The following is a 25,509-nucleotide window of genomic DNA, read 5'->3' as shown; positions in this document are numbered from 1 at the left end:
ACGTAACCATCAAGCGGTGATAATTTCACCGGCATGCCCGCCCCCTCGACACCTGTTGACCTGTGTGAACTGGCCGTCCGGCTGGCCGTCGCGGCAGGCGAGGAGCTGCTGGTCCGTCAGCAGAGTCTCTCGATCGACGCCGCCGATGTCGAAACCAAAACCTCGGTCAGCGACCCGGTCAGCGCGGCCGACCGCGCCTCCGAGAAGCTCATCACCGACGGTCTGACGTCCGCCCGGCCCGGCGACGGGCTGCTTGGTGAGGAAGGTGCGTCCCCGTCGGCCACTGGCCTGACCTGGGTGATCGATCCTCTCGACGGCACGGTCAACTACCTGTACGGCCGTCCCGACTGGTGCGTCTCGATCGCCGTCGAAGACGAACAGGGCGCCGTTGCCGGCGCAGTCCACCAACCTCGCACCGGCACCACCTGGTCCGCCACCCGCAACGGCGGCGCTCATCGCCGCGACACCCCGCCATACCAAACCGTTTGGTATGCCCGCGACGACGCTCCATACCAAACGGTTTGGTATGGCGGTCGGCGGTTGGGGCCGATGCGGGAGGTCGGGTTGGAGACGGCCTTGGTGGGCACGGGCTTCGCCTACCTCCCCGACTGCCGCGCCGAACAGGCGGAGCACCTCCGCCGGCTCCTCCCCGCCGTACGCGACATCCGTCGTGGCGGATCCGCCGCCCTCGACCTGTGTTCGGTCGCGGACGGTACGTCGGACGCGTACTACGAGCACCTCATCCAGCCCTGGGACATTGCCGCCGGCGCGCTGATCGCCCGCGAGGCCGGCGCCACCGTGGTCCGCGGACCCGGAACGGCTTTTCCAGAAGGCATCCTGGCGGCCGCGCCCTCCCTCGCGGCCGGACTTCTCGACATCCTCACCCCTAGGAGGTCGGTGTGACGGTAGTAGAACTGCCGGCGCGGACGCATCCGGACGAACGAACACTTGCCACCGGCAACGATCAGCTGAAACGCCGGCGCCGTCGCGAGTACGGGCTGTTCGCCCTACTCGTCGCGCCGAACCTGCTGGTGATCGCGGTCTTCGCGTACTGGCCGATCATCTACAACGCGTTCCTCAGCCTGACCGACTGGAACATGATCGCCGCCCGGCCGAAGTTCATCGGCCTGGCCAACTACGGCCGTACGCTGACCGACCCGGCGTTCCACAAGACGCTGTGGATCACGGTCGTGTTCACCGGCCTGATCGTGGTCGGCAGCCTGATCATCGGGCTGGCGCTTGCGTTCCTGTTCAACCTGCCGCTCAAGGGCCGGGGCGCGGTCCGGACGATCGCGTTCGCGCCGCACATCCTGTCCGGTGCGGCGGTCGCCACGATCTGGGCGTTCATCTTCGACCCCGGCTACGGCCTGCTGCGGGCGCTGATCGAGCCGTTCGGCGCGGAGCCGCCGGACTGGATGAACAACTCCGACTGGGCGCTGCCCGGGCTCGTCATCGTCTACCTGTGGAAGAACGTTGGCTTCGCGGCCCTGATCTACCTGGCCGGTCTGCAAGGCCTGCCCAAGGAGCTCGACGAGGCGGCCGCGATCGACGGCGCCTCGACCTGGACCCGGTTCCGGGCGATCAAGCTGCCGTTGCTTGCCCCGATCACCTTCTTCCTGCTGATCACCACGGTGATCGGCACTTTCCAGGCCTTCGACGTGATCGCGGTGATGACCGGTGGTGGCCCTGGTGATGCCACCACCACGCTGAGCTGGTCGATCTACAACGAGGGTTTCCAGGCATTCAACGCGGGCCGCGCGGCGACGCTGTCGATCATCATGTTCGTCATCCTGCTGGTCGTCACCACGGTGCAGGCCAAGGTGATGGAGAGGCGGGTGCATTACCGATGAAGCTCCGCGCGATCCAGTACGTCGTACTGATCGGTGTGGCGGCCGTGTTCCTCGGACCGCTGTACTGGCTGCTGTCCACGGCGTTCAAGCAGCCGAGTGAGATCTACCAGTGGCCGCCGGCGTGGTGGCCGCATCTGACCTGGGAGAACTTCAGCCTGGCCTGGAAGGCCGCGCCGTTCGACCGGTACTTCCTGAACTCAACGATCATCACGGTCGTGGGTACGGCGCTGAAGGTCATCAATGCCGTACTGACGGCGTATGCCTTCGCGTACCTGCGATTCCCCTTCAAGAAGGTGCTGTTCTTCTTGGTGCTCGGGGCAATGATGGTGCCTGGCCACGTGACGCTGCTGCCGAACTACTTGACCGTGGCAACACTCGGCTGGATCAACACGTACGCCGGGCTGATCATCCCCGGCATCGGATCTGCCTTCGCGACGTTCCTGATGCGCCAGCACTTCCTCACGCTACCGACCGAGGTGACGGATGCGGCCGCGGTCGACGGCGCGGGACACCTGCGCACGCTGTGGCGCGTCGTACTGCCGATGTCGCAGCCGATGCTGGTCACGGTCGTGGTGATCACCGCGGTCGAGGAGTGGAACAACTTCGTCTGGCCGTTGATCGTGACCAATACCGCCTCGATGCGGACGCTGCCGGTCGGCCTGCTGATCCTGAAGGACGAGGAGGGCCTCGCGGCCTGGGGGACGATCATGGCCGGCACGCTGCTGGTGCTAGCGCCGATGCTGCTGATCTTCCTGATCGCCCAGCGCTACATCGTCGGCGGAATCACGCAGGGAGCTCTGAAGGGATGACGATGCTCAAGCGCAGGATGTTCCTCGGGCTCGCCGCCGGCGCGACGCTGGCGGGCTGTGGGTACCGGTCTGTGGATGCGGTCTACTCGCAGCCGGCCGGGGCGGTGCCGAAGCAGTACGCGAACCGCACGCGGGTGGTCTTCTGGTCGCCGTACGGCGGGGTCAACGGCAAGGCAGTCGACAAACTCGTTGCCAAGTTCAACGATTCGCAGGATCACGTCTACGTCGAGACGCAGTTCCAGGGCAGCTACGACGACGTCGCGCAGAAGGTCGCGGCCGCGCTGGTCGCGAAGCAGGCGCCGGATCTCGCCGTACTGTCCGACGTCACCTGGGAACGGTTCTTCCTGAACGAGGCGCTCGAGCCGCTGAACGGCTACTTCAACGACGGCTTCGGGCCGGGGGTCTATCAGGAGAAGCTGTTCGGGGAGTACGTCGTGAAGGGGCAGAGCTGGGCGGTTCCGTTCGCCCGGAGTACGCCGATCCTGTACTACAACCGCGACGCGTTCGAGAAGGCCGGGCTGCCGGATCGGGCGCCGCGGACTTGGAGCGAGCTGCGGTCGTGGGTGCCGTCACTGGCGAAGGTGCAGTCCGGTGGGCGGTCGCTGCGGACGATCGCGTTCGCGAAGATCGACGGGGACTGGCAGTTCCAGGGGAACGTCTGGCAGTTCGGCGGCGCGTACTCGCGCGGGCTGGACGTGACGATCGACGAGGCCGGCGCCGTCGCGGCCGGTGAGTGGCAACGGTCGATGGTGCACGATCTCGGGGCGGCGTACATGGCCAGTAGCCCGAGTACGGACTTCGCCAACGGGCTGGTCGCGGTGATCCAGGAATCGACCGGTGGCATGAAGACCATCAGCAGCAAGGCGAAGTTCAAGGTCGGGGCCGGTTTCATCCCGTCCGAGGTCGCGACCGGGCTCGCGACCGGCGGCGGCGGGATCGGGATGCTGCGGAACATCTCGGACGAGCGCAAGCAGGCCGCGGCGACGTTCCTGCAGTTCCTGGCGCGTCCGGAGAACTCGGCCTGGTGGACGACGCAGACCGGCTACCTGCCGGTGGTGAACAAGGCGCGTGAGGATGCCGAGCTGAAGAAGCTGATCGCCGAGCAGCCGAACTACGGGGTGGCGATCGCGCAGCTGGAGAACGCGCGGAAGCAGGACGCGATCCGGCTGTACGGACGGAACGCGAACGTGCAGATCTACACCGGCCTGCAGCAGATCTACGCGGACAATGCCCAACCGAAGAAGGTGTTCGGCTCGGTCGCGAAGCGGCTCGAAGCGATCGGCACCGAGGTCAAACGGCTCTACGAGGAGAAGGTGCTGTGATCATCACCGGGTCGGACGAGGGACTGCTGTCGTGATCATCACCGGGCATCGCGGTGCGCTGGGGACGGAGCCGGAGAACACGCTGCGTTCGTTCCGCCGGGCGGTCGCGGACGGCTGCGACGAGATCGAGCTCGACCTGCGGGTGAGTGCCGACGGGGAGCTCGTGATCATGCACGACGCCACCGTCGACCGGACCACCTCCGGGTCGGGCGAGGTCGCCTCGTTGACGCTTGCGCAGCTCCGGGCACTGGATGCGGGCCTCGGCGAGCAGGTCCCGACCTGGGCCGAGACGGTCGCTGCCGTCGACGTCCGCATCCAGGCGGAGATCAAGGCCGAGTCCGCCGTACCGCTGCTCGCCCAATCCCTGAAGTCGGACCGGGCACTCGCCGCCCGGACGCTGGTCACGTCCTTCCACCCCGAGATCCTGCTGGCGATCCGCGAGGCCTTCCCCGACGTGACCACCGGCCACATCTTCGGCCGTACTCCGGACATCCCCGACGTAATCACCCGCACCCGAGCCGCCCACGCCACCTGGGCGCTCTGCGGCATCACCGGCCTCACCCCCGCCGCCGTCAGCGAACTCCACGCCGCCGGCCTGTCCGCCACCGCCTGGCCGGTCCCCGACCCCGAAACCCTCGCCACAGCCGTAGCTCTCGGCGTCGATGGCATCACCACAGACAACCCCCACCTCCTCACCTCACCCCACCCCCACTGACCGCCCACCCCCACACCGCCCACACCGGCCCACCCCGCGCGTCCGGACGGCACTTTGAGCACCCATCAACCGTTTCGCCGCGACGAAAATGGTTGGTGGGCGCCCAAAGTCCAATCGGTCCGCAGGAGACCAGGCGGTCCACCACCGCCCGTCCAGCCCGCCGCTGGAGGCGGTGGACTCGGACTCCCACACGCTCCAACGCGGCTCCTCGTGCCGCCGCGGGAGGTGGCGTGGGTTTGGGGCGCAGGTTCCAGCGCGGCTCCTCGTGCCGCCGCCGGAGGTGGCGTGGGTTTGGGGCACAGGTTCCAACGTGGCTCCTCGTGCCGCCGGAGGCGGCGGTCGGCTGGGGGCACATGTTCCAACGTGTGAATTTGTTCTTCCGTAGAACATAAATGTGTGATTGCCTAGCGTGCATGGGAATCAGCATCGGCGTGGTTGGCGCCGGACAGTTTGCTCCTTCGTTCCTGCGGCTGTGGTCCGCGCACCCGGATGTGTCCGAGGTGCGGCTGACCGACGTGATCCCGGAGCGGACCGCGGAGATGGCCGCCAAGCAGGGCATCGCAGTCACGCACGCGTCGTTCGAGGAGATGCTCGAGTCGGACCTGGACGCGGTCGCGATCTTCACGCAGCGGTGGCTGCACGGGGAGATGGCGATCAAGGCGCTCGAGGCCGGCAAGCACGTGTACTCGACGGTCCCGATGGCGATCGAGGCGGACCAGATCGCGCGCATCATCGAGCTGGTCAAGGAGACCGGCCTGACGTACATGATGGGCGAGACCAGCTTCTACTACCCGTCGTCGGTGTACTGCCGGCAGAAGCTCGCCGAGGGTGCGTTCGGCCGGGTGTTCTACTCCGAGGGTGACTACGTCCACGACATGGACCTCGGCTTCTACGCGGCGTACCAGTACTCCGGCGGCGACGACTGGAAGAAGACCGCGTCGTTCCCGCCGCTGCTCTACCCGACGCATGCCGTCGGCAACGTTCTCTCGGTGACCGGTCAGCACGCCACGCACGTGTCGGCGATCGGGGTCGAGGACGACCGCGGCGACGGCGTCTTCGACAAGGACGTCAGCCAGTTCAACAACGACTTCTCGAACGCGACCGCGCTCTTCAAGCTCGCCGACGGCGGCATCATGCGGACGAACGAGATGCGCCGCGTCGGGTACCCGTCGCACATCCGCGAGTCGCGGCTGCGCGTGTTCGGCACCGAGGGCAGCTTCGAGCAGCTCGCCACCACGACACTGTGGCAGAACAAGGAAGGCGTCGAGGATGTCTCCCACCTGATGGAGACCAAGCCGAGCAGCTCACTCGACGACGCCGACCTGGCGAACGTCGACCCCGCGCTGCGCGACGCGTTCCGCTCCGGCCTCTCGCCGGTGCACGACCGCAGCCGCCTGCCGAAGGAGTTCGCCGGCCTGCACAACGGCCACGAGGGCTCCCACCACTTCCTCGCGGACGACTTCGTCCGCGCGGTAGCCGACAAGACCCTCCCGCCGATCAACGCCTGGATCTCCGCCCGCTACACCCTCCCCGGCATCATCGCCCACCAGTCCGCGCTCCAGGGCGGCGTACAACTGGAAATCCCCGACCACGGCGACGCGCCTGTGTAGCCGACCTTCGTTCGCGGGGCGACCGCCGCTACGATCGTCACGCCGCTCCTCGCGGCGGCTGCTCCGCGAGCACTCCACTCTCCCCGGGTCAGCGCCCTATCTCTAGGACGCGCCGAAGTCAGATTGGCATTGCCCCAGCAACTCCGCGATCGGCTGCTCTCGTCTGGCGGCATAACCAGCTGCGACGGTCTCGACATCGTCTCCGGCGGGATACTTGATCGCTGCGGCGAGCGCGTCGACCGCCTCTTGGCCCGCAAGGTTCATGTCGGCGCCAACCAGCCGGAGTGCTTGCCGTCGCGGCTCCTCGGTGGGCTCGGCCAGCTTCTCCACATCGAAGGTCCCGTCACCGCGGAAGACGAGGAAGACCTCGTCGCCAATGCCGAGGTCGTCCGCCTCGAGGAACCGTTTGATGCTGCCGTACGCCGGCTGGTGGTTCTTCCACGAGAACTTCTGAGGTCCGAGTCGAGTCGGCAGCTCGGCCGTCTCGCCAGGCGACAGTCCGACGATGGTCGCGATCGCGGTCGAGGCTCCCCACCCACTTCCCCGCAGGTGATCACGTGTGACAGTCGTTCGATGCAGCCAGTCTTGGCCGCGGCGGTAGTAGCCCTGAACCTTGGCCGGGTTCTTTCCGCCGGCAGTACGGATCGCTTCAGAGCGCACGATTCCATTGCGGACTTCGTATGGCGCGCTCCCCGCGTAGACGTTGACGGATGCCGGGGAAACGCCGAAGCGTTCGACGAGCGACTCAACAATGGTCGCCAGCGGCAGCTCTCCGCCCGCCTGCTCAAGGAGCTTGGCGATCTCCGTCCGAATGTTGCTGTAGCCGTCCATACCCCACGCGGTCAAGGCCCAGTGCTCGACATCGACCTTGTGAAAACGAGGATCAGTGTTGAGCTGGTTACGGAGGCTACCGATCGATCCTCGGTTGGCCCGCTCGAAGAGCACCTCGAGGGTCAGCGGTCCGCCCTCGATGGACAGCGCGGCTGCCGCGACATCACCTACTGAGCTCGTGCGCAGCAGTACGAAGCCATCGCGCACGTCGCATCCGAGGTGTTGTAGCCATTCGGTAAGCCAAGGCAGAGTGCCAGGCTCACCGGAGCCGACGAGGCCAACGTCGGCGAGTCTGACCACGCCGAATTCGTCGGCTAGCTCGTCGAGGTAAATCGCCGTCTCACGCTTGGCGGCGTCAAGGCTCGGTTCTGCACACCAGCCATCGGCAATCTCGTAGGAGTCGTCGAGAATGTCGATGACCCGCCACGCCGGCTGGCCGACGCTCTCGACGGTGCGCGCGAGCGCAGGGATCTCGGTCAGCAGCTCTTGTAACGGCCGCACGCCGCGGACCTCACTGCGGACGACGGCCGCCACCTGCCCCGCCGGGGTGCCCTCCGCGACTACCTCGTACAACTTCGACCGGGCCTTGGATTCCAGCTGGCGAACTCGCTCCCGAGTCACACCGAACTCCTGCCCGAGCTGCTCCAGGCGCATGGGCTTCCACGCGAACAGGCGCCGGGCCAAGATGACGCGGAACCGTTCGTCCATGCCAAGAATCGCCTGCTCGAGCACCTCGGCAACGTCGGCACTCGACGGCGGCGCGACTGCGGTCGCCGACAATGCGAGTATCCGCTCGCGAGCTGCGGCAATCTCCATTGGCGCTCCGAGCGCCAGCGGTGCCAAGAGTCCGCGGTCCTCTTGCCCCAGCAGCAGGTTCCACTCGGCGAGGGCCTCGATGTCGTTGATGAGGCCACCGAGCAAAGCAGCAGACGATGCGGGTTCCACGAACATGGTGGTGTCATCAGCCAACGACGCCTGCGGCAAAGAAGTCGATCGGTCAGCCAGGTTCCGGAGGATGTCCCGTACAGTTCCGATCCCGGCATTGCGGCAGGCGAGGAGATCTTCAATGCGCACGTCTGCCAAGTCGCTGGTCGTCAGCTTTCGTTCGCGGTGGAGGACGTTGTACGCCCGGACGGTCAGGTCGAGGTCATCGATCGGCATCTCCAGAGGCATTCCGGGGAAGACCTCGCCGATAGGCCACTTCTCCAAGTGATTGATCGCGAGAGACACAACAGAGCTCAAGACTCGTCGGCGATCCATCCCCGCTGCATCGTCCATCGCCATGTCGCGCCACGACCGAAGCTCGTCGTCGCCGGACAGGCTGCCGCGCAGCCAGGGAAAGGCGTCCGACCAGACTCGAGGGTGCGTGTCGACAAAGTCGACATCATGCATCGTGGCCACCTTCATGGTCCGGTCGGAGCGACTTGTCGATGGCTGCGTCGTCTGCGTCCGCGACGATGACCGAGTATTGGATATGGTCGCGCTTGCTCCGAACAGATCTGTCGGGAACCCGCAAAGAGATCATTCCGACAACCTTGTTGGGGGTGACCGGCTCGCTCTCACTCGTCTCGGCTTGGTCCGCGACCAATGAGATGACTAGTACTCCACGGGTGGGACTAGCCCCTAGGACGGGCGTTTCCCGTCCCGCCGGCACAGCCTCCGCTGCTCGAAGGTTGCGCTTGTTCTCCCCGGTAAAATCGATGCGGGGGGACTCGCGGCGCTTGCGCTTCCAGATCGGTGCTGGCTGTTGCAACTCTTCGAAGACAAGCGCGCGTCCGGGACCTCTGCGCTGCGGCCAGACGATTGCCCAATCTTTGATGCGCTGCTTCTCCGTCGCAGTGGTGATGAAGGACTTCAGGGGATCGATGACAGTCGCGTAATCTTCGTGCCACTTCAGCTTGTCGAAGTACGCGAGGAACTCGGCTGCATCGATGAGCCCGACCTTCGTTTCCTGGTCCTTGATCTTCTTGTCGTCGTCTTCATACTGCAAGGTCGCGTCGTTGGTCGCCCTTTTCAGCAACGGAAGGATGACCTCCCTTAGGTTCTGCTCATTCTCGTCGGCTCCCCGCGGTGGGATTGACGACAGCTGGTGGAACGCCCCCACTGAGGCCCGTGACTTCACGACGGCGTTGAACATCTTGTTTCGCGCGGTCGGCTTTAGCCACGGCAAATGCTGGCTAACCAGCGGTGGAATCTGTCGCGGTTCGACGATCGGTCTTCCGTCCTCGTCGAATCCCTCGTATTTCGCCAGCTCGTCTCGGAAAGCCTCCTCGTCGAGCAGTAGAGCCTCGAATGCTTCGTAGAGGTCGACGACCTTGTCGCGCCGGATGTACAGCCGGACGAGGTCGCGGTAGCCCTCGCGGAAACCGAACCATCGGCCGGCCTGCATGAGCGTGTCTGCCTGCCCGGCCTTGCGACGGAAGAACGAAACTGTGAGTCCCTCGACCGTGAATCCCCGGCTGAGCTTCGCGCCGCCGATAAGGATTCGCCAGACGCGTCCAGCGTCGAAGTCGAGCGCCTCTTGCTGTTCTTGGACCGCCTTGTCGGAGTTGACAACGAGCACGGGATCCGAGCCGCCGCTGTCCATCTCCGCCAGAGCTCTGGCTACGAACGGCTTCACGTCGTCGAAGTCGGCCGGTACCGGCTCACCGTTGGCGCGCGCTTTCATGACCGGCAGAAGGTCGTTGTCGAAGAGTTTCCGCAGCCGCCTGAGGCCCTCTCCAGAGGTGAATCTCCCTGTGTTCCACAGAGCACGAACGACAACAGCAGACTCGGACTGTGTCTTGTTCGTCAGTTCCTCGTGAACGAGCATCGTGTGGTGGCGGTACGTCCGTCCGGTCACCGACTCGCGGTACTTCTTGATGGCACCGCTGAGCACCCAGGAGTCGAGAGCTTCGCGCAGCTCCTCCTTGCGGAGCTCAGAGTCCCGGAGCGGATCCCCTTGGATAGCACGTGCGTACGCCAGCTCGTTGGAGGTCGCGACGGTCTTCTCCACGTTCTCCCAATCGGGGTCCACGTCGTGAAATTCCTGAACCCCCATGTAGTCCGCGGGCCGCGGGAGTGAGAGCACGAAGTCCGACGGGAACAGGTTGCGTTCATCGTCGGGGTCGATGAACACGTTTGCGAACGGTGTTGCCGTGTACCCGACGTACTGCGCTCGGGGGACGATATCCATCAACTTGGTGATGAGCTGATTGATGGTGGTCCGGTCGCTTGACTTGGCCGGGTCCTTGGTGTTGACCGAGGCGAGGTCTGACTCGTCGTCGATGATCAGAGCGGGAAGCTCGCTGAGCATGGCTTGTAAGGGCTGCAGGTCCCTGATCAGCTTCTTCAGCGGTGCCGAGTTCTTCTTCACGATGACTACGTACGCGTCGGTGTGGAGGAGGTTCTCTGGCGCGTTCAGGGGTCTGGTCTTGTCGTGCCGCTCGTAGCGAAGCTGCGACATCCCCTGGGGCAGGCTCTTATAGTCGTTGTGATGCGTGGTCACGCGGCGAATGCGGGCCACGCCGGGCTGGTTGAGCGCACGCTCACTGTGCTCGACGAACCTGTTGGCCAACCAGTCTTCGTCCTGCTGGTAATCGAGTCCCTTCGCTACGTCCGGGTCTGACGGATCCTGGCCGGCGAGGACATTTTCGACGCCCATCAGCTCCATGTCGATGCGACGTTGGGTCTGGGAGCGGAGGATCTCGATTGTGCCGGTCATGACGACAACCAGCCGGTAGCCGGCGTCGACGGCCTTTGCGATGACGCCGGTGAAGTTCGCTGTCTTTCCGCTCTGCACGTAGCCGACAACTAAGCCTTTGGTCTGCTTGATCTCGCTGCGAGTCGGGTCACTCAGCCGCTCGATCACCGAGTTGGTGCTCCGGTCGAGCGTCGTGATCGATGACGTGGGCCACTTCTTGACCTCGGCGAGGTACTTCTCGTAATCGTCCCAATAGAGCGAGCTGCGCTGCGATCGCGCATCCTCGTACCACGGTTCGAACTCTCGGCTGATGACGATCGTGGTTTCCTGATGCACGGGGATGACCGCCCGGATCGTCGCCTCGGTGTCGGCGGACAGCCCGAGAGCTGCCACTACCGCAAGTCGCCGTGCGATCGTTCCGGACGCCGTCTCGGCGCCTTGTGGATCGTGTAGCACGATGTCGTCGCTGCCGTCCCACTTGGCGAAGGCTAGCCGGAGCGCGATGAATGCGTTGTCGTTGACCGGCGCGCTTTGGATGAAGTCGACCAGCTCGGCCTCGGAAACCTCGCCGCCGAACATGGCAAGCGCCGGAAGCAGCGGTCGAGGCGCCTGCTCGGCAAAGCCTTGCAGCAGGTTTCGCAACGGCATCGCCCACGCCGGCACCGTCCAGTCCTCTGGCATGGTCATGAGTGCTCCGTATCAGTGGTGACGAAACCCAACAGCGGCTCTGGCAGCACGTCGGACGTGAAATGCGTCAGGTCGACGCTGTAGGCGAGATTGGCGACCGCCTTGAAGTTGGGGATCGCGGCCTCAAGGCGGGCCGAGGTCAGGGCCGGGAACCGTTGGTCGACGTCGAAAGCGCGCGGCGTGTTCCGCCGAGTCCAGAACGTGGTGTACAGGTCAGCGTGGCCGTCATCCCATCCCACGGCCTCAAGGCTCGCGTCGACGGGTGGGCGGTAGCCGCCAGCTTTCGCCCGGACGCGAGAAACCATCTGACCGAGACTAAAACCGCCGTCATGGCTAGCCCGCGTCAGCTGAATGGAGACGAGGCTGAGCGGGATTCCCCGTACTGACTCAAGCTGTGTGAACCCGTGCATCATGTGCTTGCGGTGCTCGCCTGACGTCGTCTTGACCTCAAGATGGATCCCCGGCAGGACGAAGTCGTGCTCTTCCGACCGTGGACCCTGCCAGGACTCAATCGCGCGACGGGCGCCGATCATCTCGATCAGATACTCAAGCACCAACAGCTCGCCGAAGAGCCCCAATTCCTTCTCCGTGGTGAGACCGGCCTGACCCGCGAACAGATCGCGGTGCTTCTTGATCGAGATCGCCACCGCGGAAGCGAGCGGCTCGTGGTGCAGTTGCAACTGGTCGGCCACACTCGTCAGCAGACCGTACGCACCGTGCAGGTTGTCTGCGATCACGACTCTCAGCTCCGCGAGCTCCTGCTCGTCGGACATCACTCGCTGGAAGGTGATATTGCGCCACTTGGCGACGTCGGGTTCCGGCGGTGTGAAGGCGGTGATCAGCGTGATCGTTCCGTTGGGCGGGTGCACGTCGAGCCGGCATTCCGGTTCTCCCGAGAGTGGGAGAACCACCGGGTGCCGGCCCGACCAGACGAGGTCGAGGTTCTCGACGGTTAGATGACGCGCATCCTGGGATCGTTCGGTGGCGTCGACGCCGGGGTGGTCAATCACCGCGCATCGCCTCCTCAGCCTCGACTGCGGCGCTGAGGATCGCGCTCCAGAGCGCGATGTTGTCCTTGTCCTTCGGCCCGAGATGGGCGCCTTCGAAGACTGTATGGGTAAGCAGGAAGAGGAGCGCCTTGAGTACCGGCGCATCGTTCAGGCTCCCACGTTCCGGAGCGAACAGGTAGCGGTAACGGGAGTTGAGCCAGAGCGTGCTGTTGCCGAAGTCAACGTCGATGAACTCGTCCTCCGACAGTCGTTTCCACTGTATGTTGAGCGCGTCGGAGTGCAGCAGCGGCAACTCCGCGCCGATCGACTTGCGCAGCTTCGGACCGAACCCTTTCTCGGGCGCAATGACGGGCTGACGCCTGCTGATCCGCCGATTTCCCTCGACGTAAGCGGCTTCGGCATCCTTCAGATAGGAGTCGAAGGTGGTTCCGTCCGCCGCCTCCGCGTGGGCGAGGGCGTCCCTGAAGATCGGTTCGAAGCGCAGGCCGGCCTTCTCGGGGTTCATAGTCAGCAGAGAGCCGATCGCCGTCTCGTCATCGAGAACGACGCGAGCGAGCTGGCGATGCGCCGAAGAGTTGGCGACTTCCGACCAGCCGCCTACTTGCAAAAGTCGATCGCGTCTGTAGATATAAAACCCCTGGAAGCTTCCACCGGTCTTGCCGCTGATCCGGAAGCCCGGAATGTCCACCTTCGGCGGCCAGATGTGGCACTGAAGGATGACCTGCTGATCACCAGACTCCGCCACGATGTTCTTCGGATATCCCGGACGGCCCGAGGCGGGGTACCCGAAGGGGTCGATCGCCCTGACCGGAGTGCCGATTGCCTCATCGGCGTACTCGATATCGTCAACGATGATCTCGATGTCGAGGATCTCCTTGGCGATCAGGCGATGGAAGGTTACGCCGAGGTGTGACCGAAGGCTTCGCTCGGCGTTCGACATCCACGTCCGCGCCTCGTCGGCGTTCGTGCCGCGGTAGGTACCGCGCAGGTCAGTCCACACCACAGATGTGCCGCTGCTGGTGCCAGTCACTCGCTTCCGATGGGCGGCGGCCGTAGCTGCCGCGTGTTCGGAAAGAACCTCGCAGGAAAAGTCCTTCGAGAAGTCGGCTCGTCGAATGCGACGGCCGACGGAAACCATGTCGCGCCGGGACGACCAGACAGTCAGGGTGTCCGCGTGGCCGAAGGAAGCGGCCTTGAGCCCGATGCCGAAGTGGCCGAGGTCATGGTCGGCGTACTCTCGCTGATGGCCGAGTGTCATCGCCTTGTCGGCGGCGCTCGAGTCCATCCCGCATCCGTTGTCGATGACCTCGACCTGTACGAGCTGGTCGGCCGAGGTAAGAAGCTGGACGACTACCTTGGTCGCCCCAGCATCGAGGCAGTTGTCGACCAGGTCGGCGACCGCAGACTCGAGGGTGTGATGCGCCCCGAGGCTCTTCACCAAACTCGCGTCGGGTTTGAGTGTGATGGTTTCAACTACGTCGAAGTCGCTCACGATCGAACCCCCCGCCTCGACCGGCAGCTCCTGACCTGCTGGCGCGTCAGCTGGCGAGCCAGGCCGGCCGACCTCAACGTGAGCAACCAAAGACTGCCCGTCCCCATACATCCCCCCACTGGTCCCCCAGGTGGCAAATCAGTGCTCCATCCGCTGTGGATAAGAGCAACTGCGCTCAAACCGACGATGCTCGAAGCGTCATCGGTCACTCTCCGTAGGTCGTATCGGAGAGTAGGCATGGATCGTTACACTCAGTCGCCGAAATGTCTATGAGTCGGTCCGAAGGACCAAGGTGTCGTGGTGCGGGTCGCTGCTCCGATGCCGCCTATGTCAGGGTGTGCCGGCGTTGAGGCGTTGGCAGGCGTGATCGAGCGGAATATGAGTGGTCGGACGGCAGGTCGTGCACGAGCAGGACACCGGCGGGGACGCGACGCCCAGCTGGGTGCCGTCGGCGGTGGCTACGTTGGGACCACCGCTGCAGGAACCAACGTGCGAGAAGTCCTACATAGCTCGGGTTTCGACTAACGACGCTGGTTCCCCGACACTGACGTGAAGATGTTCGGCGGGACGTGCGGGTGGCTGACGAAGGTGGCCGCGTCGAGGCTGAATGCAGGCCCGTATGGGCCGATCGACGACGATGCCTCGTACACGAAGGACTGGGTTGTGAGCTGAGAACAATCACCGCGTCGGCGCTGCTGCTGCACGGGAGCGCGGACGGGACCATCCCGGTCAACCATGGTGAGTTGCCGCGGTGTGACCTGAAATCGTCACCGGGGTGGACAGGGCCTCCGCCCGGAGGACAGGTCCTTCCTGTGCGGCGCGTACTGAACCAGGTCTCCGGTTGGGCGTACAGGATCCGCGCGGTGCTAGTCAACGAGGACGGCGACCCCGGAAGTCGACTAGAGGTAGTTGCTGAGCTCGATCAGGTTTTGGTCGGGGTCGCGCAAGTACACGCTGAGGATCGGTCCGGTCGCGCCAGTGCGCTCGACCGGACCTTCCTCAATATCAACGCCGTGTGCAATGAGCTCGGCTTGGATCCGGTCGATCGGCTCGTCGACGATGAAGCACAGGTCGGCGGTGCCAGGGCCGGGGTGCTCGGCCTTGGGCTCGAACTCGTGCCCGGCCTGGTGCAAGTTGATCTTGCTGCTCCCGAAGGCGAGCGCCCGCCGGCCGCCCTTGAAGCTCACCGGCTTCATCCCCAGCACCCGCTGGTAGAAGTCGACGGTCACATCCACATCCGCAACCGTCAGAACAAGGTGATCCAGCCGATCGACACGCACCTGGCCGAGGCTACCTGTCGATAGGGTTCGGTATGGACCTGTTTGCGGGAGTATCCGTGCGCGACTACGACACGGCGGTCGCCTGGTACACGCAGTTGCTGGGTGGGCCGCCAAGTTTTCTGCCCAATGACATCGAGGCGGTGTGGGAGCTCGGCGAGCACCAGTTCCTCTACATCGAAGTGGTGCCCGAGCACGCGGGGCATGCGCAGCACACGCTGTTCGTCGAGGACTTCGACGCGGTACTGCGGGCGATCGCCGACCGCGGCCTCGTCCCCGCGGTACGGGAGACGTACGACAACGGCGTACGGCATGCGACGTTCTTCGACCCGGATGGCAACGAGGTCTCGTACGGCGGTGCGCCGCTGGAGTGACGTTTGTTGTTCAAGAACACGACGCTCCGCTCAGGTTGCGACAGGGGAGGGCGGAACGTAGGAACGTCCTATGACCCTGCGACGTCTGGGCCTGTCCGCCCTCTGCCTTTCCCTGACCCTCGGTGGCACGACCGCTGTCGCCACCCCGCCGACGCAGCATCTGCCACTCGGCCCGGACAACCTCACCGAGACCCGCGACACCCGTACGCTCCAGCCGGGCGTCACGCTGACGACGATCGTCCGCGGCAAGACCGACACCAACGCCGGCTGGACCGTCGAGATCGCGATCCCCTCCTCCTCGCCCGATCCGGACGCGCCCGCGGCCGCGATCTCCGATCAGGCCGCCGCGAACAAGGCCGCTGACAAGCTCCGCGCCGCGGGCCTCGAGCCCCGCGTCGAGGATGTGCCGACGCCGCGCCTCGCCGACGCGGGCGGTGGCAGCCTCGGGTACCGCGTCCGCCTCGGACTGTTCGCGAACAAGGCCGACGCCGACGCCTTGCGTACCAAGGTGACCGCGGCCGGGCTGAGCGGATCGAGCATCTACACGGGCTGGGACGGTGAGCCCGACGACATCGCCGGCTCGACCGGTCCCTGGCACGTCCAGGTCCTGACGATCGACCCGAAGACGTTCCGCGGCACGCTCGATGCGACGTACGGTCCGGACATCGAGCAGCGCGAGACGACCAGCACGCTCGCGACCCTGACCGGTGCGACGGCCGCGATCAACGCCGGCTTCTTCGTCCTCGATCCGAAGTCCGGAGCGCCCGGCGATCCGGCCGGCGTCGGGGTGTACGACGGACGCCTCGTCAGCGAGCCGACCAACGGCCGCCCGGCCCTCGTGCTCGGCCCGCGCGGCACATCCGTCGACCGGTTCACTTGGCGTGGCGAGGTCCGCGGCGTCGGCAAGCCGCTCCCGCTCGACGGCCTGAACCGCGTGCCCGGGCTGATCCGCAACTGCGGCGGTACTGCGGATGACCTGCCGACCGCGAAGCCGATGCACGACACGACCTGCACCGACGCGGATGAACTGATCGCGTTCGACGAGTCGTACGGCGTTGCCACGCCCAGCGGACCCGGTGCCGAGGTGGTGCTCGACCGGCGCGGGATCGTGACTGCGATCCGTACGACGACTCGCGGCGGGGCGATCCCGGAGGGCGGGCGCACCGTGCAGGCGATCGGCAACCTCGTAGCGCCGCTGCTGGCCGCCGCTCGAGTCGGCAAGCCTCTGACGGTCCGCTCGACCTTGTTCGACGAGCGCGGTCGACCGGTTCCGTTGTCCCGCCGTACGACGATCGTCAACGGCGGACCGGAGCTGGTCCGCGACGGGCAGATCCATGCGACCGCGGCGGCGGACGGGATGGTGCAGGGTACGGCGAGCTTCTACTACGGCTGGGTCCACAAGCGGAATCCGCGCACGATCGCGGGCGTGGACGACCACGGCCGCACGGTGCTGATCACCGCCGACGGTCGCAACGTCAACAGCCTCGGCCTGTCGATCTCCGAAGCGGCCGCCGTTGCCAAGTCGTTCCACCTGACCGAAGCGATCAACCTCGACGGCGGCGGGTCCACGACGATGGTTGCCGATGGCAAGGTGTTGAACACGCCGTCGGATGCGGCCGGCGAACGTCCGGTGGGCGACGCGCTGGTCATCACGAAGTAGACGTGTCGCGTGCGGGGGTGGGAGACCGCCCCCGCACAGCGATCTGATCGAGGTCTTCCCACGGCAGCACGCGAACTTCAACAACAGCCCGACCCTCGAGCTCGGCCCGCAGCAAACGGTGCACGCCGTCAAGGATCGTGATCCGCTCGTCGCGGCGTCGTACGACGTCCAGCGGATGACGCAGATCAGCTGCCAGTGTGCGTTCGTACTGCTCGCGATACGTCACCGGATCCGCCCCCACCTGCCGAGGCGTCACCCGAAACGGACGTCCGCCGTACGCCCAGAACGGCAGATCGAGGTGATGTGCCAAGTCGGCGACGGACAACTCAACCACCGGCAGGTCGAGGGCGTGCAGCAGTTCGAGGTCCCAGTGGAAGTCCAGGATGTACGCCGCAAGCTCCGGCGGCACCACCAGTGGGAACGGGCGCCGGGTCATTCGTAGATGCGTCGGAGGCGGAGCGTCATCGAGTTTTCGATGTGTTGGGTCATCGCGGCCTCCGCAGCCGCCGGGTCACCGGATGTGATCGCCTCGACCAGCATGCGATGTTCGGTCAGGACCTCCGGCCCGATGTCGCGGTCGTAGTGGAGCCGGAAGATGTGCAGGTGGCAGTGGGTGCGTTCGAAGGCCAGGCGGACCTGCTCGCTCCCCGACAGCGACGCGATCAGCGAGTGGAACCGGTTGTCATGCGCGGTGAGCGACTTGTACCCGGCGTAGTCGACCGACGTCGGCTCGACCGCGTTCGCCAACTCGGCGCGCAACAGTTCGCGCCCCGAGGAAGAGATCAGCTCAGCGGCCCGCCGCGCGGCCCACGGCTCGAGCAGCAGCCGGAAGCGGTACAGATCGTCGAACTCCTCGAGCGTCAACAGCGGCGTCGCTCGGTAGCCCTTGAGCGGCTCCTTGACCGCCAGCCCTTCCGACTCCAGCCGCGCCAGCGCCTCCCGGACGGGCGTCGACGACACCTGGAACTCGCGCGCCAGCCCGTCGATCGAGATCCGGGCGCCGGGCCGAATGACGTGGTCCATCAGCATCGTCTTGATGGCTTCGTACACGTCGTCGGCGAGCATCTGCCGCCGCAGCACTCGCCGGTCCACCGGCGATACCGGCTCCATCGGCCCCAACGCCTCCGCCATCAGCTGTCTCCGGAATCTGGTCGCGCCCTTGACCCCACCGGGCAGGTTTCGGCAGGGTAACACTGGTAATCATGCATCATGCACGATTCCGCGCGGAGCAAGCTATGGGAAGGCGCGAACGATGGTGAGGTTCGAAGAGGTCGGCGTTCTGCCCGAGCCCGGGGACAACGTCGCGATCGCCTCCCGGCGGCTGGAGGCCGGTATCGAGGTTCAGTTGGACGGTACGACGGTGACGCTGCCACACACCGTGCTCGAAGGGCACCGCTTCGTGGTTGCCCCGACCAGCACCGGCGATGCGTTGACCTCGTGGAACACCGCCTTCGCCCGGGCGTCTCGCGACCTTGTCCCCGGTGACTATGTGTGTACGCCGACCAGCCTCGCCGCTGTCACGGCCCGTGGCGTCGAGGGCCTGCCCGAGGTGCCGAGTGCGACCAACGAGCCGCTCGACCCGTACGAGCTGGACGAGTCCGCGCTGAACTTCGGCGCCCAGGTGACGAGCGTCGAGCAGCCCGGCACGTTCCTCGGCTACCCGCGTGAACAGGGCCCGGCCGGCACGCGCAACCACGTCGTACTGATGGCGACCAGTTCGCGCAGTAGCGGATTCGTCACGGAGCTCGCGCGGCGCTTCGACGGCGCGGCGGCCGGCGACGGCGTCGTACCGGTTGCGCATACAGAGGGCGGCGAGGACGAAGTACCGAACAACCTGCATTTCCTGCTCGCCACGCTGGCCGGCTTCACGCTGAACCCGAACGTCGGCGCAGTCCTGATCGTCGACACCGAGGGCGACGTCGTCTCGGGTGAGGCGATCAAGAACTTCATGGCCGAGAACGGCTACCCGTCGATCAAGGTGCCGCACGCCTACTTCACCCGGAAGGCCGGCTTCGAGCACGACCTGACGATCGCCGGTGCGCTGATCGAGCCGTGGCTGCCGGTCGTCGATGCTCAGCAGCGCCAGGAGGTCCCGCTGGCGGATCTCAAGATCGCGCTGCAGTGCGGCGGGTCCGACGCGTTCTCCGGCATCTCGGCGAACCCGCTGGCCGGTCAGGTCAGCGCCGAGCTGATCCGGCACGGCGGTACGGCGGTACTCGCGGAGACCGACGAGCTGATCGGCGCCGAGCCGTACGTGCTGAACAACGTCCGCGATCTCGCGACCGCCCGGCGCTTCCTCGAGATCATCAAGTCGTTCAAGGAACGCGTCGGCTGGCACGGCCACACCGCCGAGGGCAACCCCTCCGGCGGCAACGTGTACCGCGGGCTGTACAACATCGTGCTGAAGTCGATCGGTGCCGCGCGCAAGCTTCCGCGCGAGGTCCGGCTCGACCACGTGATCGAGTACGGCGAACCGCTGCCGGGCAGCGGCTACATCTTCATGGACAGCCCGGGCAACGACCTGGAATCGGTCGCCGGCCAGATCGGCAGCGGTTGCAACCTGATCTTCTTCACCACCGGCAACGGTTCGATCACCAACTTCCCGTTCGTGCCCACGCTCAAATTCGTCACGACGAGCGCCCGGTACGAGCGCCTGCACGCCGAGATGGACGTTGATGCAGGCAAATATCTGACCGGTACGCCGATGGCGGACCTGACCGCGGAGACGTTCGACCTCACGGTCCGGGTCGCGTCCGGGGAGAAGAGCGCGGGCGAACGCGCCGGCCACAGCCAGGTATCGATCTGGCGGAACTGGAAGCAGGTCGGCCCGGTCGAGGGAATCTCGATCAGCACCGACGGCCGGATGAGCCGCAAGCTCACCGACCTCCCGGCGGAGGACCGGGACGCTCCGCTCGACGGCCTGCCGCTCCATGGCCTCATCTCCGACAGCCGGACCCCCACGGAGCTTCTGCGGGTCGACGACCGGTTGGTGCCCGAGGCAGTCGGCCTGATCCTGCCGACGAGCCTGTGCTCCGGTCAGATTGCGCTGCGCATCGCGGCCCAGGCGGAGTTGGAGAAATGGGCCGGCGACGCGGTCACGCGGATGGTCGCGCTGCCGCATACCGAGGGGTGTGGCAGCAGCGGCGGCGCGTCCGAAGAAACGTTCGCGCGGACCATGCTCGGGTATCTGTTGCACCCGAACACCCGGATGGCGCTGCTGCTAGAGCACGGCTGCGAGAAGACCCACAACGACTACTTCCGCTCGCGTCTCGTCGAGGCCGGCGCGGATCCGTCCCGCTTCGGCTGGGCGAGCATCCAGGCCGACGGCGGTCTCGACGCGGTCGGCGAGAAGGTCAAGGACTGGTTCAGCAGCTTCCAGCTGGCCGCGCCGGTCGATGAACGTGGAAACCTCGGTGCACTCACCGTCGGCCTCGAAGCGCGAGGTCCGTTCTCGGACGCGACAGCCGAGGCGCTCGCGCTGATCGGCCGCGAGATCGTCGGCTCGGGTGGTTCCGTCGTACTGTCGTCGCGTGGCGCACTGCTGGCGCATGACGGGTTCCGTACTGCGGCGTTCGGGTCGGCGGAGCCGGTCGGGCCGACGGTCGCGCACGGGCAGCGGTTCGTGGCGCCGGGGTGGCACGTGATGCGGATGCCGGGGACGGACTGGATGGAGACCGCGACCGGGTTCGGTGCGACCGGTGTCCAGCAGATCCTGGCGCATGTTGCCGGCGGCACCTTGTCGGCGCAGCGGTTCGTGCCGGTCGTTGAGTTCAGCAACGATCCGGAGACGGTTGCGACGTACGGCGACGACCTGGACGCGGTCGCGACCGGTGACGCGGCAGAGCAGGCGCGGATCGGGCTCGACACCATCGCCGCTGTTGCGAGTCGTCGACTCGTCCCCAAAGCTGTTGCCTCCGGCAATGTTGGTTTCCAGATCACCCGTGGTCTGCTCGGCACGTCGATGTAACTGTGCTCGAAGAAATGAAAGGCCTCTCAATGCACTTGGTCCGATATCTCTCCCCGGTGGACGGCCGCCCGATCCCCGGTGTGCGCACCGGTGAGACCGTGGCGTCGCTCCCCGGCATCAACACCTTCGCGGAGTTGCTGCAACTCCCGCTCGAGGATCTGCAAGCCGCGGTTGGCAAGCTCGGGGAGGGCGAGCCGGTCGAGGGGCTGAAGTTCCTGCCTCCGCTCGACGGGCGGGGTGAGGTGTGGTGTGCGGGCGTGACGTACGAGCGGTCGCGCGGCGCCCGGATGGAGGAGAGCACCGAGCAGTCGGTGTACGACAAGGTCTACAGCGCCGACCGGCCTGAGCTGTTCCAGAAGGCGCCGGCCTGGCGCGTGGTCGTGGACGGCGAGCCGGTCGGGATCCGGACCGACTCCGGTCACGACGTACCCGAGCCGGAGCTGGCGGTCGTTGCCAACAGCCACGGTCAGATCGTCGGGTTCACGGTCTGCAACGACATGAGCTCGCGCTCGATCGAGGGCGTCAACCCGCTGTATGTGCCGCAGGCGAAGCTGTTCGCGGGTGGCTGTGCGCTGGCTTCGGGGATCCGTCCGGTGTGGGAGGTCACCGATCCGAAGAACCTCGCCATCCGGCTGGTGATCGAGCGGGCCGGCGCGGAGGTGTTCTCGGACACCACCTCGACGGCGAAGCTGGTGCGGGAGTTGCAGGACCTGATCGACGTACTGTTCCTGCCGAACGACTTCCCCGACGGTGTGATCCTCGCGACCGGCACCGGGATCGTTCCCGAGCTGGACTTCGCGCTCGCCGAGGGTGACGTCATCACGATCACGATCGACGAGGTCGGCACGCTCACGAATACCGTGGCGGTAGGCCGGGAACCGTTCACGTTCCTCGCAACCGACAACCTGGAGGGAACCCGATGACGCACGACACCACGCCGGCCGAGCTCGAGCAGGCGCTCGCCGCCGCGGCAGCTGCTGCGCCCGCGTTCGGTGCGTCCGAGCCGGGCGTGCGGGCCGGGTGGATCCGCGCCGTCGCGGACGCGCTGGATGCGGCGTCCGACGAGCTGGTGCCGATCGCGATGCGTGAGACTTCGTTGCCTCAGGCCCGGTTGACCGGCGAGGTCGCCCGGAGTACCGGCCAGCTGCGGATGTTCGCGGACGTGCTCGAAGAAGGTTCGCTGCTGGAAGTCATCATCGACACCGCCGACGCGCAGGCCAAGCCGGTACCGCGGCCGGATCTCCGTCGCGTGCTCGTGCCGCTCGGGCCGGTACTTGTGTTTGCCGCCAGCAACTTCCCGTTCGCGTTCAGCGTCTGCGGCGGCGATACCGCCTCCGCGCTCGCGGCCGGTTGCCCAGTGATCGTCAAGGCACACCCTGGGCACCCGGAGCTCTCCGCGCGGACCGCGGAGGTGATGATCGAGGCGTTGAAGTCTGCCGGAGCACCGGACGGAACGTTCGGCCTGATCGCGGGCTTCGACGTCGGTGTCACTGCGCTTAAGGATCCGCGCATCACCGCGGCCGGCTTCACCGGCTCGGTCCCGGCAGGGAAGGCGCTGCACGAGATCGCGGTCACCCGCCCGGAGCCGATCCCGTTCTACGGCGAGCTCGGTAGCCTGAACCCGGTCTTCGTCACGCAGGCCGCGATCGATGCTCGGGGCAAGGACATTGCCAGCGGGTACGTCGACTCGTTCACGCTCGGCGTCGGGCAGTTCTGCACCAAGCCCGGGCTGCTCTTCCTGCCGACCGGCCACGGCCTGCAAGAGCAACTCGTCGAGGCAGTCGGCGGAGTCGCCGAGGCCCCGATGCTCAACGACCGGATCAGGGACGGCTTCAGCTCCGGCCTCGACCGCCTCGAAAAGGTCGACGGCCTCCGGGTCTGGTCGACCGGCGCCGCGACTCTCCTGCAGACCACGGTCGCCGAGCTACTCGCCCGCCGCGACGAGATCCTCGAGGAGTGCTTCGGTCCGGTCTCCATCGTCGTCGAGTACGACGGTGCCGACCAGCTGAAGGCAGCGATCGAGGCGTTCGAGGGGAATCTGACTGCGACTCTTCACGCGGAGGACTCGGACGCCGACCAAGCACGTGAGCTCCTTCCGCTGCTGACGGCCCGGGCAGGGCGCGTGTTGTGGAACGGCTGGCCGACCGGCGTCGCGGTGAGCTGGGCGCAGCACCACGGCGGCCCCTTCCCGTCCACGGTCGGCTCGATCCACACCAGCGTCGGCGTGACGGCGGCCCGCCGGTTCCAGCGCCCGGTGGCATACCAGGACGCTCCCGACGCGGTGCTTCCCGACGTACTCAAGGACTCGAACCCGGCCGGTATCAGCCGCCGGGTGAACGGAACCGTGACCACAGACGAGGTGTCGCGATGACTGACGAACCCACCCCGGAGAAGACCGGCACGCTCGGCGAACCGGGACGCCCGGATGCGCCGATCGGGCGCCGGAGTTTCGACCACTGGTTCGGGGAGAAGGACCGCAACGGGTTCATCCACCGGTCGTGGATGCGCGCCCAGGGCTTCACCGACGAGGTGTTCGACGGCCGCCCGGTGATCGGCATCTGCAACACCTGGTCCGAGCTCACGCCGTGCAACGCGCACCTGCGCCGGCTGGCCGAGTCCGTCAAGCGCGGGGTCTGGCAGGCCGGCGGGTTCCCGCTCGAGTTCCCGGTGATGTCGCTCGGCGAGACGATGCTCCGCCCGACCGCGATGCTGTTCCGGAACCTGCTCAGCATGGACGTCGAGGAGTCCCTGCGCGGCAACCCGATCGACGGCGCCGTGCTGCTGACCGGCTGCGACAAGACCACGCCGGGCTCGATCATGGGCGCCGCGAGCGTCGACCTGCCGACGATCGTGGTGACCGGCGGCCCGATGCTGAACGGCAAGTTCCGCGGCTGCGACATCGGCTCGGGTACCGCGGTGTGGCGGTTCACGCAGGACCGCAACGCCGGCCGGATGTCCGAGGAGGACTACGCGGCGGCCGAGTCGGGCATGTCCCGAAGCAACGGGCACTGCATGACGATGGGTACGGCGTCGACCATGGCCTGTATGGCCGAGGCGCTCGGTCTGCAGCTGACCGGGTCGGCGGCCATCCCGGCGGTGGACGCGCGGCGGTACTCGATCGCGCAACAGGCCGGTCAGCGGATCGTCAAGATGGTCGAGGAAGACCTCAAGCCAAGCGACATCCTGACCCGCGACGCGTTCGCGAACGCGGTCCGGGCGAACGCGGCGATCGGTGGTTCGACCAACGCTGTCATCCACCTGCTCGCGATCGCGGGCCGGGTCGGTGTCGAGCTGACGCTCGACGACATGGACGAGTGGGCGCGCGGCGTACCGTGGCTGGTCGACCTGCAGCCGTCGGGCAAGTACCTGATGGAGGACTTCTACTACGCCGGCGGTCTGCCCGCGGTGATGAAGGAGATCCTGCCGCTGCTCAAGGCCGACGCGATCACCGTGACCGGCAAGACCATGGGCGAGAACGTCGCGCAGGCGCAGCGGACCGACTGGAGCGGGCAGGAGGGTGCGCCGGCCGCTGCCGTCATCCGTCCGGTCGGCGATCCGCTCGGCAGCGGCGCGGGGACCGCCGTACTGAAGGGGAACCTGGCGCCCGACGGCGCGGTGATCAAGCAGTCCGCGGCGTCCGAGCGGTTCATGCAGCACCGCGGGAAGGCGCTGGTCTTCAGCAGCATCGAGGAGTACGACAAGGCGGTCGAGGATCCCGATCTCGACGTCGACGAGGACACCGTGCTGGTCCTGCAGAACTCGGGTCCGCGCGGGTATCCGGGGATGCCCGAGGTCGGCAACATGACGATCCCGCGCAAGCTTGCGGAGATCGGCGTCGACGACATGGTGCGCATCTCGGACGCGCGGATGAGCGGTACGGCGTACGGCACCGTCGTACTGCATGTCACCCCTGAGGCGGCCGTTGGCGGACCGCTTGCCCTCGTCCGGACCGGGGACTGGATCGAGCTCGACGTGGCGGCCCGGCGGTTGCACCTCGACGTGTCGGACGAGGAGCTCGAGAAGCGCCGCGCCGACTGGCAGCCACCCGCTCCACAGACAGACCGCGGCTGGGCGCGCCTGTATGTCGACCACGTAACCCAAGCCAACCAGGGCTGCGACCTGGACTTCCTGGTCGGCCGGACCGGCTCGGCCGTCGCGCGACAGAGTCACTGATGAGCTGGGGACCCTTCGAGGCGGTTCGAGGACTCCGGCCGTCCGGCACC

At 66.4% G+C, this 25,509-nt stretch carries 19 protein-coding genes; 12 read left to right on the top strand and 7 right to left on the bottom strand.

The window, feature by feature from the left end; translation table 11 throughout:
- Positions 1 to 33: 33 nt before the first annotated feature.
- From EV653_RS36205 to EV653_RS36180, 6 genes are all read left to right on the top strand, one after another.
- A complete protein-coding gene (locus tag EV653_RS36205) occupies positions 34 to 903 on the top strand; it encodes an inositol monophosphatase family protein (protein WP_134110256.1) in 870 nt (289 codons plus the stop codon).
- Positions 900 to 1,850: a carbohydrate ABC transporter permease gene (locus tag EV653_RS36200; RefSeq protein ID WP_238160688.1), complete on the top strand. Its 951-nt coding sequence runs from the start codon at positions 900 to 902 to the stop codon at positions 1,848 to 1,850. Before EV653_RS36205 ends, EV653_RS36200 begins: the two co-directional genes overlap by 4 nt.
- Positions 1,847 to 2,659 carry a carbohydrate ABC transporter permease gene (locus EV653_RS36195; protein ID WP_134110254.1) on the top strand — a complete coding sequence of 271 codons (813 nt, stop codon included), beginning with the start codon at positions 1,847 to 1,849 and terminating at the stop codon, positions 2,657 to 2,659. The genes EV653_RS36200 and EV653_RS36195 overlap by 4 nt, the downstream gene beginning before the upstream one ends.
- Positions 2,656 to 3,981: an ABC transporter substrate-binding protein gene (locus EV653_RS36190; RefSeq protein WP_134110251.1), complete on the top strand. Its 1,326-nt coding sequence runs from the start codon at positions 2,656 to 2,658 to the stop codon at positions 3,979 to 3,981. The genes EV653_RS36195 and EV653_RS36190 overlap by 4 nt, the downstream gene beginning before the upstream one ends.
- Positions 3,982 to 4,012: 31 nt before the next feature.
- Positions 4,013 to 4,696, top strand: coding sequence for a glycerophosphodiester phosphodiesterase (locus EV653_RS36185; protein WP_134110248.1), 684 nt, complete (start codon positions 4,013 to 4,015; stop codon positions 4,694 to 4,696).
- 413 nt (positions 4,697 to 5,109) lie between these two features.
- Positions 5,110 to 6,306, top strand: coding sequence for a Gfo/Idh/MocA family protein (locus EV653_RS36180; protein WP_134110245.1), 1,197 nt, complete (start codon positions 5,110 to 5,112; stop codon positions 6,304 to 6,306).
- Positions 6,307 to 6,408: 102 nt separating this feature from the next.
- On the opposite strand, the gene EV653_RS36175 is transcribed toward EV653_RS36180, so the two are convergent.
- The 5 genes from EV653_RS36175 to EV653_RS36155 form a co-directional block, all read right to left on the bottom strand.
- Positions 6,409 to 8,529 (bottom strand): DNA-directed RNA polymerase subunit alpha C-terminal domain-containing protein, encoded by a 2,121-nt coding sequence (locus EV653_RS36175; protein ID WP_166679673.1) that lies wholly within the window; start codon positions 8,527 to 8,529, stop codon positions 6,409 to 6,411.
- Positions 8,522 to 11,506: a Z1 domain-containing protein gene (locus EV653_RS42880; protein WP_134110238.1), complete on the bottom strand. Its 2,985-nt coding sequence runs from the start codon at positions 11,504 to 11,506 to the stop codon at positions 8,522 to 8,524. The genes EV653_RS36175 and EV653_RS42880 overlap by 8 nt, the downstream gene beginning before the upstream one ends.
- Positions 11,503 to 12,516, bottom strand: a complete 1,014-nt coding sequence (locus tag EV653_RS36165) for a PD-(D/E)XK motif protein (protein ID WP_202871990.1) — start codon at positions 12,514 to 12,516, stop codon at positions 11,503 to 11,505. The genes EV653_RS42880 and EV653_RS36165 overlap by 4 nt, the downstream gene beginning before the upstream one ends.
- On the bottom strand, positions 12,509 to 14,008 hold the full coding sequence (locus tag EV653_RS36160) for an ATP-binding protein (protein ID WP_202871989.1): 1,500 nt from the start codon (positions 14,006 to 14,008) through the stop codon (positions 12,509 to 12,511). Before EV653_RS36160 ends, EV653_RS36165 begins: the two co-directional genes overlap by 8 nt.
- Positions 14,009 to 14,907: 899 nt before the next feature.
- Positions 14,908 to 15,288: a VOC family protein gene (locus tag EV653_RS36155; RefSeq protein WP_134110234.1), complete on the bottom strand. Its 381-nt coding sequence runs from the start codon at positions 15,286 to 15,288 to the stop codon at positions 14,908 to 14,910.
- A 56-nt stretch (positions 15,289 to 15,344) separates the two neighbouring features.
- Here EV653_RS36155 and EV653_RS36150 point away from each other — a divergent pair, with 56 nt between their 5' ends.
- Positions 15,345 to 15,659 carry a VOC family protein gene (locus EV653_RS36150; protein ID WP_238160687.1) on the top strand — a complete coding sequence of 105 codons (315 nt, stop codon included), beginning with the start codon at positions 15,345 to 15,347 and terminating at the stop codon, positions 15,657 to 15,659.
- Positions 15,660 to 15,729: 70 nt separating this feature from the next.
- Entirely contained in the window at positions 15,730 to 17,319 is a 1,590-nt protein-coding gene (locus EV653_RS36145) for a phosphodiester glycosidase family protein (protein WP_134110228.1), read from the top strand.
- On the opposite strand, the gene EV653_RS36140 is transcribed toward EV653_RS36145, so the two are convergent.
- Together EV653_RS36140 and EV653_RS36135 are read right to left on the bottom strand one after the other, a co-directional pair.
- Positions 17,309 to 17,755, bottom strand: coding sequence for a ParB N-terminal domain-containing protein (locus EV653_RS36140; protein WP_134110225.1), 447 nt, complete (start codon positions 17,753 to 17,755; stop codon positions 17,309 to 17,311). The genes EV653_RS36145 and EV653_RS36140 overlap by 11 nt on opposite strands.
- Positions 17,752 to 18,450 (bottom strand): GntR family transcriptional regulator, encoded by a 699-nt coding sequence (locus tag EV653_RS36135; protein WP_238160686.1) that lies wholly within the window; start codon positions 18,448 to 18,450, stop codon positions 17,752 to 17,754. The genes EV653_RS36140 and EV653_RS36135 overlap by 4 nt, the downstream gene beginning before the upstream one ends.
- Before the next feature lie 121 nt (positions 18,451 to 18,571).
- Here EV653_RS36135 and EV653_RS36130 point away from each other — a divergent pair, with 121 nt between their 5' ends.
- The 4 genes from EV653_RS36130 to EV653_RS36115 are packed head-to-tail and all read left to right on the top strand — an operon-like array spanning position 18,572 to position 25,459.
- Positions 18,572 to 21,286: a UxaA family hydrolase gene (locus EV653_RS36130; RefSeq protein WP_134110222.1), complete on the top strand. Its 2,715-nt coding sequence runs from the start codon at positions 18,572 to 18,574 to the stop codon at positions 21,284 to 21,286.
- A gap of 29 nt (positions 21,287 to 21,315) precedes the next feature.
- Positions 21,316 to 22,209, top strand: coding sequence for a fumarylacetoacetate hydrolase family protein (locus tag EV653_RS36125; RefSeq protein WP_134110219.1), 894 nt, complete (start codon positions 21,316 to 21,318; stop codon positions 22,207 to 22,209).
- Complete coding sequence (locus tag EV653_RS36120; protein WP_134110216.1) at positions 22,206 to 23,657, top strand: aldehyde dehydrogenase (NADP(+)); 1,452 nt, start codon at positions 22,206 to 22,208, stop codon at positions 23,655 to 23,657. Before EV653_RS36125 ends, EV653_RS36120 begins: the two co-directional genes overlap by 4 nt.
- Positions 23,654 to 25,459 carry an IlvD/Edd family dehydratase gene (locus tag EV653_RS36115; protein ID WP_238160685.1) on the top strand — a complete coding sequence of 602 codons (1,806 nt, stop codon included), beginning with the start codon at positions 23,654 to 23,656 and terminating at the stop codon, positions 25,457 to 25,459. Before EV653_RS36120 ends, EV653_RS36115 begins: the two co-directional genes overlap by 4 nt.
- Positions 25,460 to 25,509 lie beyond the last annotated feature (50 nt).

Origin of the sequence: Kribbella pratensis, assembly GCF_004365355.1 — a bacterium.
Taxonomy (GTDB): domain Bacteria; phylum Actinomycetota; class Actinomycetes; order Propionibacteriales; family Kribbellaceae; genus Kribbella.
Note: the sequence above shows the minus strand (reverse complement) of the source record. Positions and strands in the feature narration are given on the sequence as shown.